13 protein-coding genes are annotated in these 12,944 nt (G+C 74.3%); 11 read left to right on the top strand and 2 right to left on the bottom strand.

The genetic code is table 11. The annotated features are described in order from the left end of the window. Positions 1-123: 123 nt before the first annotated feature. The 11 genes from ACI79G_RS13470 to ACI79G_RS13420 all read left to right on the top strand — a co-directional run bounded on the left by ACI79G_RS13470 (position 124) and on the right by ACI79G_RS13420 (position 11,143). Positions 124-1,077, top strand: a complete 954-nt coding sequence (locus ACI79G_RS13470) for a flagellar motor switch protein FliM (protein WP_456881630.1) — start codon at positions 124-126, stop codon at positions 1,075-1,077. Continuing rightward, complete coding sequence (gene fliN, locus ACI79G_RS13465; protein ID WP_456881629.1) at positions 1,074-1,823, top strand: flagellar motor switch protein FliN; 750 nt, start codon at positions 1,074-1,076, stop codon at positions 1,821-1,823. The genes ACI79G_RS13470 and fliN overlap by 4 nt, the downstream gene beginning before the upstream one ends. Positions 1,824-1,905: 82 nt before the next feature. Continuing rightward, positions 1,906-2,286 carry a flagellar biosynthetic protein FliO gene (fliO, locus tag ACI79G_RS13460; RefSeq protein ID WP_456881631.1) on the top strand — a complete coding sequence of 127 codons (381 nt, stop codon included), beginning with the start codon at positions 1,906-1,908 and terminating at the stop codon, positions 2,284-2,286. Then, entirely contained in the window at positions 2,286-3,122 is an 837-nt protein-coding gene (gene fliP, locus ACI79G_RS13455) for a flagellar type III secretion system pore protein FliP (protein WP_456881628.1), read from the top strand. The genes fliO and fliP overlap by 1 nt, the downstream gene beginning before the upstream one ends. Next, positions 3,122-3,397, top strand: a complete 276-nt coding sequence (gene fliQ / locus ACI79G_RS13450; protein ID WP_091223336.1) for a flagellar biosynthesis protein FliQ — start codon at positions 3,122-3,124, stop codon at positions 3,395-3,397. Before fliP ends, fliQ begins: the two co-directional genes overlap by 1 nt. 5 nt (positions 3,398-3,402) lie before the next feature. Beyond that, positions 3,403-4,167, top strand: a complete 765-nt coding sequence (gene fliR / locus ACI79G_RS13445; RefSeq protein WP_456881627.1) for a flagellar biosynthetic protein FliR — start codon at positions 3,403-3,405, stop codon at positions 4,165-4,167. A 77-nt stretch (positions 4,168-4,244) separates the two neighbouring features. Further along, positions 4,245-5,378, top strand: a complete 1,134-nt coding sequence (locus tag ACI79G_RS13440; protein WP_456881626.1) for an EscU/YscU/HrcU family type III secretion system export apparatus switch protein — start codon at positions 4,245-4,247, stop codon at positions 5,376-5,378. Positions 5,379-5,554: 176 nt separating this feature from the next. After that, positions 5,555-7,597, top strand: coding sequence for a flagellar biosynthesis protein FlhA (flhA, locus tag ACI79G_RS13435; protein WP_456881625.1), 2,043 nt, complete (start codon positions 5,555-5,557; stop codon positions 7,595-7,597). Further along, on the top strand, positions 7,578-9,809 hold the full coding sequence (locus ACI79G_RS13430) for a hypothetical protein (protein WP_456881624.1): 2,232 nt from the start codon (positions 7,578-7,580) through the stop codon (positions 9,807-9,809). Before flhA ends, ACI79G_RS13430 begins: the two co-directional genes overlap by 20 nt. Beyond that, positions 9,806-10,027, top strand: coding sequence for a hypothetical protein (locus ACI79G_RS13425; RefSeq protein ID WP_456881623.1), 222 nt, complete (start codon positions 9,806-9,808; stop codon positions 10,025-10,027). Before ACI79G_RS13430 ends, ACI79G_RS13425 begins: the two co-directional genes overlap by 4 nt. A gap of 180 nt (positions 10,028-10,207) precedes the next feature. Then, entirely contained in the window at positions 10,208-11,143 is a 936-nt protein-coding gene (locus ACI79G_RS13420; RefSeq protein WP_456881622.1) for a type IV toxin-antitoxin system AbiEi family antitoxin domain-containing protein, read from the top strand. A 96-nt stretch (positions 11,144-11,239) separates the two neighbouring features. Here the strand turns inward: ACI79G_RS13420 and ACI79G_RS13415 are convergent, their stop codons facing one another. Both ACI79G_RS13415 and ACI79G_RS13410 read right to left on the bottom strand, forming a co-directional pair. Beyond that, positions 11,240-12,535 (bottom strand): PhoH family protein, encoded by a 1,296-nt coding sequence (locus ACI79G_RS13415; protein WP_456881621.1) that lies wholly within the window; start codon positions 12,533-12,535, stop codon positions 11,240-11,242. Positions 12,536-12,765: 230 nt separating this feature from the next. Beyond that, the gene (locus ACI79G_RS13410) at positions 12,766-12,942 is read right to left on the bottom strand and encodes a hypothetical protein (protein ID WP_456881620.1); all 177 of its coding nucleotides are present in this window, start codon (positions 12,940-12,942) and stop codon (positions 12,766-12,768) included. Between the last annotated feature and the right edge of the window lie 2 nt (positions 12,943-12,944).

Below are 12,944 nucleotides of genomic sequence, written 5' to 3'. Positions count from 1 at the left end.
CCCCCCCCGGCGCCCCCCGCCCGCGCCCCCCCCCCCCCCCCCCCCCCCCCCCCCCCCCACCCCCCCCCCCCCCCCCCCCCCCCGGCGGCGCGCCCGGACTCGTTCCCCGCCGATGAACCTGGCGTGACCCGCCCCGAGAACGGAACCGCCCCCACCGGGCGCAGCCGCCGCGGCGAACCCCGCACCTACGACTTCCGCCGCCCCACCAAGCTCTCCCGCGAGCACGTGCGGGTGCTGCAGATCGCCCAGGAGGCGTTCGCCCGGCAGACGACGACGGTCCTCACCACGATGCTGCGGGCCGGCGCGCGACTGGAGCTGCTGGGCATCGAGCAGCACTCCTACGACGACTACGTCGCCTCGCTGCCCGACCCGTGCTTCATCGCGACCTTCACGATCGAGCCGCTGGCCGGCAAGGGCGTGCTCGCCTACCCGCTCGACATCGCGATGGCCGCCGTCGACCACATGCTCGGCGGCTCGGGTGCCGCGGACCAGCCGGACCGGCCGATGACGGTCATGGAGACGGCGATCACCAACCACCTGCTCACCCGGCTGCTGCAGGAGTTCGCCGGGGCCTTCTCGCACATCGTCGAGCTGCAGCCCGAGCTCAGCGAGGTCGAGTACAACCCGCAGCTGGCCCAGGCCGCGTCCGGCTCGGACACCGTCATGGTGGCCTCGTTCACCATCGGGATCGGCGGCCGCACCGGCGAGGCCACGCTGGTGCTGCCGTTCTCCTCCTTCCAGGTGCCGCTGAACAACGCCGCCTCCCCGCAGCTGTCGGAGTCGGCCCAGGCCAAGCGGCGGCGCGCCTTCGAGGCCCTCAACGAGCGGCTCACCCACGTGCCGGTCGACGTCGGCGTGCGGTTCACCCCGCTCGAGGTCTCCTCCGAGGACCTGCTCTCCCTCGCGGTCGGTGACGTGCTGCTGCTGCGCCACCCGCAGGACGCGCCGCTCGAGGTCACCACCAACGAGGTGACCTTCGCCTACGCGATCGCCAGCAACCACCGCCGCCGGCTGGCCGCCGCCATCGTCCCCACCCCGGCCACCTCCCAGCACCCAGCCCAGAAGGACACCGCATGACCGCCACCGTGGACCACTCGCAGGCATCCGAGACCGTGATCGCCGTCGTGGCCTCCGCCGCCCGGGCCGCGGCCGCGCTGGTGCCGGCGACGGCCGAGCTCGTCCCCGGCGCGCCGGTCAGCGACCCCGACGCCGTCCTGGCGCCGGCCACGGCCGCCGCCGCGGTCGCGGCGAGGCTCTCCGGCGAGGTCAGCGGGGACGTCGTCCTCGTCCTCTCCGCCGAGGTCGTCGACGCCCTCGCCAACTCCCCCGTCGGCCCGATGGACGTCGCCACCGCGCTGCGTCCGGCCCTCGAGGCCGCCGCGGCCACGCTGGGCCGGGTGCGCGTCGACGCGGAGCGCACCGAGGACCCGGACACCGCGATGGACGGGCTGCGGGACAAGGGCATGTTCGTCGCCGTCCCGCTGATGGGCGCCGGCGGCACGGTCGAGGCGGTGTTCGCGCTGCAGGTGACGCTGCCCCAGGCGCGCACCCAGCGCGGCAGCCTGGACCTGCTGCGGCACGTGGCCATGGAGGTCACCGTCGAGATCGGCCGCACCCGGATGACCGTCGGCGAGCTGCTCTCCCTGCACCCCGGCGAGGTGGTCGAGCTCGACCGCGCCGCCAGCGCCCCGGCGGACCTGCTGGTCAACGGCACGCTGATCGCCCGCGGCGAGGTCGTGGTCGTCGACGAGGACTTCGGTCTGCGGATCAGCGAGATCATCACCGACGCCGCCGCCTCCGAGATCGGGGGCCAGCAGGCATGACCGAGCTCGCGAGGTCATGGGGAGACACAGCACGCCTCGGCACGGGGGCGACGAGCGCCAGCGAGGAGACACCGTGACGTGGATGGTCATCCGGCTGGTGCTCTCACTGGCCTTCATCGGCGCGGTCCTGTGGTTCGCCGCGCGGTTCGCGCAGAAGCGCGGCCTGGGCCAGGGCAACGGCCTCATCGAGGTCGTCGCCCGGCAGCGCATGGGACGGGCCAGCAGCGTCAGCGTCATCCGCATCGCCGACCGCGTGCTGGTCGTCGGCTCCACCGAGGAGCAGGTCACCCTGCTCGCCGAGGTGGACGGTGACGTCGTCGAGGAGGCCATCGCCGAGCGGCGGCTGGCTCCCGCGCAGCCGATCGCGGCCGGCAGCCCCGGCGCGCTCGCCGGCTCGGTGTTCGACCGCAACGGGTGGACGTCGTTCGTCTCCCAGCTGCGGGAGCGGACGGTCCGCCGCTGATGACCGCCTCCCCCGCTCCCGTCCGGGGCGTCCCGGTCGCCCGGCGCGTGGGGCTGGTCCTGCTGCTCGCGGCGCTGCTCGGCGTCGTGCTCGCGCTGCTGGCCGGCCCGGCGTCCGCCGCCCCCACCGCGCCGGTCGAGCCGACGGCCCCGACCGCCCCCGTGGTCCCCACCGTCGACGGCGGCGTGGACATCTCGATCGGCGGCGGCAGCCCCAGCACCTCGATCACGCTGATCCTCGCGATCACCGTGCTCTCGGTGGCGCCGGCGGTGCTGCTGCTCGCCACGTCGTTCACCAAGATCATCGTGGTGCTGTCGCTGACCCGGAACGCGCTCGGCATGCAGATGTCGCCGCCGAACACCGTGCTCACCGGCATCGCGCTGTTCCTGACGCTGTTCGTCATGGGCCCGGTGTTCTCCGACATCAACGAGAGCGCCGTCCAGCCGTACCTCAACGGCACCATGACGGTGTCGCAGGCCTACGACGTCGGCGTGGTCCCGCTGCGGGAGTTCCTGCTGGACAACACCCGCGAGGACGAGCTGTCGCTGATGGTCGGGCTCTCCGGCGAGGAGGCCCCGACCGACGCCGCGGACGTCAGCATGACGACGCTGGTGCCGGCGTTCGTGCTCTCCGAGCTCAAGAGCGCGTTCATCATCGGCCTGGTCGTCTTCATCCCGTTCCTGGTGCTGGACATGCTGGTCAGCGCCGCGCTCATGTCGATGGGCATGATGATGGTGCCGCCGGTGATCGTCTCCCTGCCGTTCAAGCTGCTGCTGTTCGTGGTGGTCGACGGCTGGGCGCTGATCACGACGGCGCTGGTGGGGAGCTACGGCTGATGAGCGACGCCGACGTCACCGAGATCGCCGTCCAGACGATGCTGGTCGCCGCCAAGGTCGCCGCCCCCGTGCTGCTGACCGCCCTGCTGGTGGGCTTCCTCATCTCGCTGTTCCAGGCGGCGACGCAGATCCAGGAACCGACCCTGTCCTTCGTGCCGAAGGTCATCGCGGTCGCGATCGCGCTGCTGGTCACGGGCAACTGGGTGCTCTCCGAGCTGGTCAGCTTCACCCAGTCCCTGTTCGACTCGCTGCCCCGCCTGCTCGACCGGACGTAGCGGCCGTGGACCTCGAGGTCCCGGCGGGCACCCTGGCTGCGCTGCTGCTCGGCACCGCGCGCGCCACCGGCTTCGTGCTCCTGGCCCCGCCGTTCAACTCCAAGAGCATCCCGGCCCCGGTGAAGGGGGCGCTGGCGCTGGCCCTGTCGGTCGCGCTGATGACCCGCATCGCGCCGGGGCTGCCCGAGCCGACCACCGGCTTCCTCGTGGTCGGCGCGATCACCGAGGTCGCCATCGGCGCGGCGCTGGGCTTCGTCGTCCACGTGCTGTTCGCCGCCGTCCAGTACGCCGGCGACCTCATCGACCTCACCGGCGGCTTCTCGCTGCAGCCGGCCTACGACCCGCTGTCGATGACGACCAGCTCCTCGGTCGGCCGGCTGCACTACCTGCTGGCGACGACGCTGCTGTTCACCAGCGGCGGCCACCTGCTGATCGTGCGCGGTTTCGCCACCTCCTACGAGGGGATGCCGGTCGGCGGGTCGGTGCCCACCGAGCAGCTGGCCCAGGTGCTCATCACCGCGCTGTCGATGATGTTCCTGGCCGCGCTGCAGATCGCCGGACCGATGGTGGCGGTGCTGCTGCTCGCCGACGTGGCGCTCGCGCTGCTGTCGCGCGCCGCGCCCGCGCTCAACATCTTCTCCTTCGGCTTCCCGGTGAAGATCCTGCTGACGATGGCCCTGCTGGGCCTGACCTTCCCGCTGCTGCCCCCGGCCCTGGACGCGCTGCTCGAGCACGCGGCCCGGGCGATGGTCTCCCTCCGGAGCGGGTGATGCGGCGCGGACAGCGGACGGCGCCGTCCCCGGCGTGCGAGAGCGCCGGTCCCGCCGGTCCCGGGAGGAGGTGAGCCGTGGCCAAGGACGGGCCGGGTGGGGAACGGACGGAGGACCCCACTCCGCAGCGCCTCAAGAAGGCGCGCAAGGACGGTCAGATCCCGCGGACCCAGGAGCTGGGGACGTGGGCCGGCGCCGCGGCGGCCAGCTTCCTGCTGCCGATGCTGGTGGGCAACGCGTTCGACGAGGTCGGCCGGATGTTCGTGCAGGTCGGCGTGGTGGTCGACGACCCGGAGGTCGAGAAGGTCACGGCCCTGTTCACCCAGGCGCTGAGCACCTTCGTCACCGTGGCGCTGCCGGTGGCGGTGGCCCTGATGGTGGTCGGCGTCGCCGCCTCGGCCGTCCAGGGCGGGGTCACCGTGAGCAGCAAGCCGGTGAAGCCGACGCTGAAGAAGCTCAACCCCCTGCCGGGGATCAAGCGGATGTTCGGCGGGCACGGCCTGTGGGAGGCCACCAAGGCGGTCATCAAGACCGCGGCGCTGGGCACGGTCGTCGTGGTCACCAGCGACAAGGCCCAGCAGCTGGTGTCGTCGTCCGGCGCGCTGCCGCTGTCGGCGGTCACCGCCACCTTCACCGACTCCGCCGTCCTGATGATCCGCGTCGTGGCGGTGACCGGTCTGGTGATCGCGGTCGCCGACTACGTCGTCGTCCGCCGGCAGACGATGAAGCAGCTGAAGATGACCAAGTACGAGATCCAGCAGGAGCACAAGAACTCCGAGGGCGACCCGCACGTGAAGGCGCAGCGCCGGGCCACCCAGATGGCGATGTCGCGCAACCGGATGATGGCCGAGGTCGCGACCGCCGACGTCCTGCTGGTCAACCCCACCCACGTCGCCGTCGCGCTGAAGTACGAGGCCGACCGCGGCGCTCCCCGGGTGGTGGCCAAGGGCGCCGACGAGGTCGCCGCGAAGCTGCGCGAGCGGGCCGCGGAGGCGCGGGTGCCGCTGGTGCAGGACGTCCCGCTGGCCCGCGCGCTGCACGCCTCCTGCGAGATCGGCCAGGAGGTGCCCGCGCAGCTGTTCACCGCGGTCGCGCGGGTGCTGGCGTTCGTCATGCAGCTGTCGGCGCGCGGCGTGCGCGGCGGCTTCCACCGGCCCGGCTTCGCCGCGCCGGACGTCGAGGGGCTCCCCCGGGCCGGGCGCCGCCGCTGAAGGAGGACCTCCTGCCCCCGTCCCTCGGCCCCCTTGCAGGGTCCCGCCGCGAGCTTGCGAGTGGCGGGGGGCAAGGGGGTCCTTCCACTGCAGGGCCGACGGTGCCGCTGGGACGGGCGTGACGGCTGGGGCGGACGGCGGTGCCCCGGGGTGGGCGCTCTGCCGATGAGGGGTCCGTGCAGAAGCTGACGAAGGCCGCCGTCCCCATCGGCGTGGTGGCCATCGTCCTCATGCTGGTCGTGCCGCTGCCCGCCGCGGTGCTGGACCTGCTGCTGGGTCTGAACATCACCGCGTCGCTGCTGATCCTGCTGGTCGCCATGCAGATCAAGCGGCCGCTGGACTTCGCCGTCTTCCCGTCGCTGATCCTCATCGCGACGCTGTTCCGGCTGGCGCTCAACGTCTCCTCGACGCGGCTGGTGCTGACCGACGGCTACGCCGGCAAGGTCATCGAGGCCTTCGGGCACTTCGTGATCGGCGGCTCGCTGATCGTCGGTCTGGTGATCTTCGTGATCCTCACGATCATCCAGTTCGTCGTGATCACCAACGGTGCCGGCCGCGTCGCCGAGGTCGGCGCCCGCTTCACCCTCGACGCGATGCCCGGCAAGCAGATGGCCATCGACGCCGACCTCAACGCCGGGCTGATCAACGAGAAGCAGGCACGCAGGCGGCGCACCGAGGTCACCGCCGAGGCCGACTTCTACGGGTCGATGGACGGTGCCTCGAAGTTCGTCAAGGGCGACGCCATCGCCGCCATCATCATCACGCTGATCAACCTCATCGGCGGGATGGCCATCGGCGTCATGCAGCTGGGCATGGCCCCGGGGGACGCCGTCTCCACCTACTCGCTGCTGACCGTCGGCGACGGCCTGGTCTCCCAGATCCCCGCGCTGCTGCTGTCCACGGCGACCGGCATCATCGTCACCCGCTCGGCCTCCGACGGGGACATGGGCTCGGACCTGCTCGCCCAGCTCGGCCGCTTCAAGCAGCCGGTGCGCATCGCCGGCGGCGCCGCCCTGGCGCTGTGCCTCATCCCCGGCCTGCCCAAGCTGCCGTTCCTCGTCATCGGTGGGCTCTTCCTGCTCATGGCCTCGCGCATGCAGGAGACCCCGGAGGTCGACGAGGACGCCGACCCTCAGGCCGCCGCGGACGACGAGCCCCGCCCGGACTCCCCCGAGGCGATCGCCGAGAAGATGCGGGTCGACCCGCTGGAGCTCGAGGTGGCCTTCGACCTGGTCGACCTGGTGGACGCCTCCCGCGGCGGCGACCTGCTCGACCGGGTCAAGGCGCTGCGCCGGAAGGTCGCCATGGAGACCGGCCTGGTGATCCCGCTGGTGCGCACCCGCGACAACCTCGACCTGCCCGCCTCGCAGTACGTCATCTGGCTCAACGGCGTCCCCGCGGCCAAGGGCACCTCGCCCGCCGGCACCGTCCTGGCGATCGGCGACATGCTCGACGGGCTGCCCGGCCGGGCCACCCGCGAGCCGGTGTTCGGCCTGCCCGCGAAGTGGGTGCCGGTCGAGCTGCAGCGGCAGGCCGAGATGGCCGGCGCCACCGTCGTCGACCGCTCCTCGGTCATCACCACGCACCTGGCCGAGGTCGTCCGGCAGAACGCCGCCGACCTGCTCGGCCGGGAGGACGTGCGGCTGCTGGTCGAGATGGTCAAGCGGACCCACCCGATCGTCGTCGAGGAGCTCACCCCGACGCTGCTCACGCTGGGCGAGATCCAGCGGGTGCTGCACGGGCTGCTCGAGGAGAACGTCTCCATCCGCGACCTGGTGCGCATCTTCGAGGCGCTCTCGGTCCGGGCGAAGGTCTCCACCGACGTCGACGGCCTGGTCGAGGCCGCCCGCTCGGCACTCGGGTCGGCGATCAGCCACCCCTACGTCACGCCCGACGAGCGGCTGCACGTCATGACCCTCGACCCGGCGTTCGAGCAGCGCCTGCTCGAGGCCGTGCGGCAGAGCGAGGCCGGTCAGGTCCTCGCCCTGGACGCCGGCACGGTCGACGCGCTGGTCAACGGGTGCAGCGGCCTGCTGACCGACGCCGAGCGGCTGGGCCTGGCCCCCGTGCTCGTGTGCTCGCCCCAGGTCCGGGCCGCGCTGTCCCGCCTGATGCGTCAGGTCCTCCCCCGCCTGCCGGTGATCTCTTACACGGAGGTCTCCCGCACGGCCCAGATCGAGTCACTGGGAGTGGTGAACGGTGCCGTTGCCGTCCGTTGAGGCCGCCTCCCGCGAGGGCGCCATCGCCGCAGCGCGGGAGAAGTACGGCTCGTCCGTCCGGATCGTCGGCATCCGCCGCATCCGCACCGGTGGGGTGATGGGCTTCTTCACCACCGAGCGCTTCGTCGCCGAGGTGGAGGAGATCGCACCGCCGCCCGTCGTCGAGCGCCGCCCGGCGTCGAAGGCCGAGTCGATGGCCCGCATCGAGGCCGCGCTGCGCCGCGACCCGGTGCTGCCCGACCCGGTCGACGAGGTCGCCGACCTGCTCGGCGGTGGTAGCGACGGCCAGCCCCCCGTGGGGCTGTACTCGCGGACCTCCGCGCCGCGCGCCGCCCGCCCGGCCGCTCCGCGGGGCAACCGCCGGGCCCCGGCCGCGGCTCCCCCTGCTCCGCCGACGCCGGCGCCCGCACCGGCTGCGGCACCGGCTGCGCCCGCGGTGGACGACGTCGCGCTGCCGCCGTCGCCGTTCACCGCCGCGCTGGCGCAGATGGTGGCCCGGGACGTCGACGTGCGCGAGGCCGTGGACGAGGCGATCGCCGCCGCCGCGCCCGCTCCGGCGCGCACCGCTGCCGCGACGCCGGCGGCTCCTCCCGCTGCTCCGGTCCCTCCCCCCGCTGCTCCGGCTCCGGTGGCTCCTCCCGCTCCCGCGGCTGCCGCGCCGGTGCCCGCCCCGGCTCCGGCGCCCGTCGCCGCCCCCGCTGCGGCCGTCGACCTCGACGACGAGGACGACGACCAGGACGCGGGGCTGGACATCCTCTGGGGCCCGGCTCCCACGCCCGCCCCCGCCCCCGCGCCTCGACCGGCCGCCGCCGTCCCCCCGGCCCCCGCGCCCGCTCCGGAGCCGGCCGTCGCCGTCCTCCCGCCGGTGCAGGTGCCGGTCCCGGCGCCGCAGCCCCGGCCGGCCCCCGTGCCCGGGTGGGTGCACGAGCCGGACTTCAGCACCGGGCCGATCACCTCCCGCGAGGAGGCGATCGCCGAGGTGCTGCGCGCCGCCCTGGCGCACGACACGTCCGACGCGGCGCTGACCCAGCTGCTGCGCGGCGTGCTCGCCGGCTCCCCGTCGGCCGAGCACGACGCCGCCGTGGCCGACGACGCGTGGGCCGAGGCCGACGCCTGCGCGCACACCGCCGAGATCCCGGTGTGGGTCGACGCGACCGCCGAGGCCGACGAGTGGGAGGTGGAGGCCGAGGTCCTGGCCCCGACCGCCAGCGACCCGGCTCCCCTGCCGCTGCCCGCCGACGCCACCACGATCCTGCCGCCGCTGTCGCTGCTGCCGCCGCCGGCGCCCGGCACCGCGCTCGCCGTCCCGCCGCTGCTGGGCCGCCCGCCCGTGCCGCCGGCGATCGGCCGCGCCCCGGGGCAGTCGGTCGCCCGGGTGACGGCGCCGTCCGCGGAGGCCCGCCTGGCCACCGTGACCCGGCTGCCGGTGGACAAGCGCGCCGCCGCCTGGCGCCGGTCCGCGCCGATGGTGGTGCCCTCGGTCCGCGGCCGGTCGACGTCCGGCGGCACCAGCGGCGGACCCGTGGCCGGTGCCGCCGAGGACGCCCTGATCCTGCAGCTGCTGGAGCTCGGCGTGCCCCAGCGGCTGCTCGGCGAGGACTTCGCCGCGGAGGTCGCCCGCCTCGGCGCCTACGCCGCGCTGACCCGCGCGCTGGCCGCCGGCCTGCCCGCCGCTCCCGCGCTGCCCTCCGGGGCCGGCGAGGTGCTGCTGGTCGTCGGCCCGGGCGTGGAGACCCTCGCCGCCGCCCGCTCCCTGGCCGCCTCGATGCGGCTGGACGGCGAGCAGCTGCAGTGGGCCTCCCGCGGTGACCTGGCCGCGCTGGCCCCGCGCAGCAACCGGATCACCAGCATCGACACGGCCCTCGAGCGCAAGCAGGAGGCCGACCGGTCGAGCGCGCTGACGATCGTCGCCGTCGACGTCCCGCTGCGCGCCGGTGGCGGTGCCTGGCTGGAGCAGATGGTCGCGGTCTTCGCGCCGGCCGGCGTGTGGGCGGTCGTCGAGGCCACCCGCAAGCCCGAGGACGTCGGCCCGTGGCTGGACGCGCTGCCCCGCGTGGACGCGCTCATGGTCCAGGACACCGACCTGACCGCCGACCCGGCCGCGGTGCTCGGCCGCACCTCCACCCCCGTGGCCCTCCTCGACGGCGCGCGGGCGACCGCCCACCGCTGGGCCTCGCTGCTCTGCGAGCGACTGGAGAACGCGGGGGCATGAGCCCGCTGCGCTGGGACGTGCTGGCGGTGTCCTTCCTCCTGGCCCTGCCGGTGCTCGCCCTGGGTCTGCGCGGCGACCTGGGCGTGCACGACGTCGTCACCCGGCTGCCGTGGTGCCTGGCCGCGGGCTGGGGTGTGGTGGCGCTGCTGCGCTGGGCCGCCACCCCCCGCCCGCCGGCTGCCTCCGCCGACGAGGACGCCGACCCCGCGGCGTCCTGACCCCGGCGCCCGTCGCCCGCGGCCTCTCGTCTCCTCACCCCCGGCCACTCTCGCGCGGTTCCTGCAGTGCACGCGCTGGTGCACGAGCGCCATCCCAGGTGGAACAGCGCGGGAGTGGCCGCCGTCCACAGATCCGGTCGAGCGCTCCCGCGGCTCGGGCGTCGCCGTCAGGCTGGGTGCGTGACGGCCCCGGATCCCGACCCACCGTTCCTCCTGCGCCGCGCCGACGCGCTGGCGGGAGGCTTCGACGACGCGGAGCTCGCCCGGATGGTGCGCCGCGGCGAGCTGCGCCGGCTGCAGCGGGGCGCGTACGCACACACGCCCGCCGCACTGCCCACCGACGCCGTCGCGCGTCACCGCCTCACCGTGCTGGCCACCATCCCGGGACTCCGCTCACCGGCAGTGGTGAGCCACCTCTCGGCCGCGGTCCTGCACGGCCTGCCCGTGTGGGGCGTGCCCCTCGGCCGGGTCCACGTCACTCGTCGTCCGCCGACGAACGGCTCCGGCAGCAGGCGCCTGCACCAGCACGTCGGCCGGGTGCCCGACGAGCACCTCACCGTGGTCGACGGTGTCGCCGTCACCAGCATCACGCGGACCGTGGTGGACGTCGCCCGCTCGGTGCCGTTCGAGTCCGCAGTCGTGGTCGCCGACCGCGCGCTCCGGACGGGCGGCACCACCCGCCAGGACCTGCTGGGCTGCATCGCGGACATGGGACGGGTCCCCGGCATCCGTGCCGCCGCTCGAGCCGTCGACTTCGCCGACCCGTTGAGCGAGGGCGTAGGCGAGAGCCGCAGCAGGGTGCTCATCCACCGGCTCGGGCTCGCCGCACCCGATCTGCAGGTACGGGTCCGCCGCCGCGACGGCAGCGTCATGGCGCGCTGCGACTTCGGCTGGGAGGAGCACCGCACGGTCGGGGAGTTCGACGGCCGGGCCAAGTACGGCCGCCTGCTCCCGGCGGGACAGGAACCGGGCGAGGTCGTCTTCCGGGAGAAGCGGCGGGAGGACGAGCTGCGCGACCACCGCTGGCAGGTCGCCCGCTGGACGTGGGACGACCTGGATCGCCCCCGCGTCGTGGGCGATCGCCTCCTGCGGGCCTTTGCCCGGGGCGGCCGCTGACTCTCGCGCGGTTTCCCTCCTCCTCGCGCCGATGCACCGGCGCGACGACGAGAGGAACCGCGCGAGAGCGCGGTCGGACGCGCCGGGTCCTGCGGGTCAGCGCGGGAGGTCCTCCAGCATCTCGGTGACCAGCGCGGCGATCGGCGAGCGCTCGGAGCGGGTCAGCGTCACGTGGGCGAACAGCGGGTGTCCCTTGAGCTGCTCGACCACCGCGGCGACGCCGTCGTGCCGGCCGACCCGCAGGTTGTCGCGCTGGGCGACGTCGTGGGTGAGCACCACCCGCGAGCCCGAGCCCAACCGCGACAGCACGGTCAGCAGCACCCCGCGCTCGAGGGACTGCGCCTCGTCGACGATCACGAACGAGTCGTGCAGCGACCGCCCGCGGATGTGGGTCAGCGGCAGCACCTCGATGAGGTCGCGCGAGGCGATCTCGTCGAGCACGTCCTTGGACACCAGCGCGCCGAGGGTGTCGTAGACCGCCTGCGCCCAGGGCGACATCTTGTCGCCCTCGCTGCCCGGGAGGTACCCGAGCTCCTGGCCGCCGACGGCGTAGAGCGGCCGGAAGACGACGACCTTCGCGTGCGCGCGCCGCTCCATCACCGACTCCAGGCCCGCGCACATCGCCAGCGCCGACTTGCCGGTGCCGGCCCGCCCGCCGAGCGAGACGATGCCGATCTCCGGGTCGAGCAGCAGGTCCAGCGCGATCCGCTGCTCCGCGGATCGGCCGTGCAGCCCGAAGGCCTCGCGGTCGCCGCGTACCAGCCGCACGTGCTTGTCCGGCGTCACCCGTCCGAGCGCCGAGCCGCGGGAGGACAGCAGCACCAGCCCGGTGTGCGCCGGCAGCTCGGCGGCAGCCGGCACATACGCCTCGCCCTCGTCGTACAGACCGGCGAGCTCGGCGTCGTCGAGGGAGAGCTCGGCCATCCCGGTCCAGCCGGCATCGACGGCGTCCAGCGCCCGGTACTCGTCGGTGTCCAGCCCCACGGCCGCGGCCTTGACCCGCAGCGGCACGTCCTTGGTGACGAGGCAGACGTCCTGCCCCTCGGCGCGCAGGTTCAGCGCCACCACCATGATCCGGCTGTCGTTGCTGTCGTTGCGGAAGCCGGCCGGCAGCACCGACGGGTCGCTGTGGTTGAGCTCGACGTGCAGCGTGCCGCCGTCCTCACCGACCGGCACCGGGGCGTCGAGCCGGCCGTGCTGCACCCGCAGGTCGTCGAGCAGCCGCAGCGCCTGCCGGGCGAACCAGCCCAGCTCCGGGTGGTTGCGCTTGTCCTCCAGCTCCCCGATCACGACGAGGGGGAGGACCACGTCGTGGGGACCCATGCGCAGCAGCGCACCCGGGTCGGAGAGCAGGACGGAGGTGTCGAGGACGTACGTGCGGCGAGTGGTCACGGTCGACTCCCGTTGGGGCGCGGCGCGCCCCGGCTCGAAGGTGGCCGGGCCCCGGCCGAGGGGCCGGGGGCCGGCCCCCTTGGTCGACGAGATCGTCAGCACCAACCGGGCCTCCCGTGGACGGCGAGGTGAGCTCGCCCTCCACCGCGGACGTTAGGCCCGGCAGGTGACAGGAACATGTCGGGGAGGCGGCGTGTCCCCCCTTCGGGGCACCACCGGCACCAGCCGTGTCAGCGACGACGGCGCGGCCGGAGGGCGACCAGCACCCACACCAGCGGCACCAGCAGGACCGGCCACTGGACGCGCAGGTCGCCCAGCCACCACAGCCCGCCGACCAGCAGCACGGCCAGCCAGCCCGCCGTCCACAGGCCCAGGTCCCGGGCCTCCTCCGGGCTGTGCCGCGCCACCG

This window comes from Geodermatophilus sp. SYSU D00779 (assembly GCF_054050595.1).
The sequence above is the reverse complement of the archived record's forward strand: the minus strand, read 5'-3'. Positions and strand labels throughout refer to the sequence as shown.

Excerpts from the sequence above, each read along its gene's own strand:
- fliN (WP_456881629.1), top strand. The coding sequence starts at position 1,074 with ATGACCGCCACCGTGGACCACTCGCAGGCATCCGAGACCGTGATCGCC.
- fliO (WP_456881631.1), top strand. The coding sequence starts at position 1,906 with ATGGTCATCCGGCTGGTGCTCTCACTGGCCTTCATCGGCGCGGTCCTG.
- fliP (WP_456881628.1), top strand. The coding sequence starts at position 2,286 with ATGACCGCCTCCCCCGCTCCCGTCCGGGGCGTCCCGGTCGCCCGGCGC.
- fliQ (WP_091223336.1), top strand. The coding sequence starts at position 3,122 with ATGAGCGACGCCGACGTCACCGAGATCGCCGTCCAGACGATGCTGGTC.
- ACI79G_RS13425 (WP_456881623.1), top strand. The coding sequence starts at position 9,806 with ATGAGCCCGCTGCGCTGGGACGTGCTGGCGGTGTCCTTCCTCCTGGCC.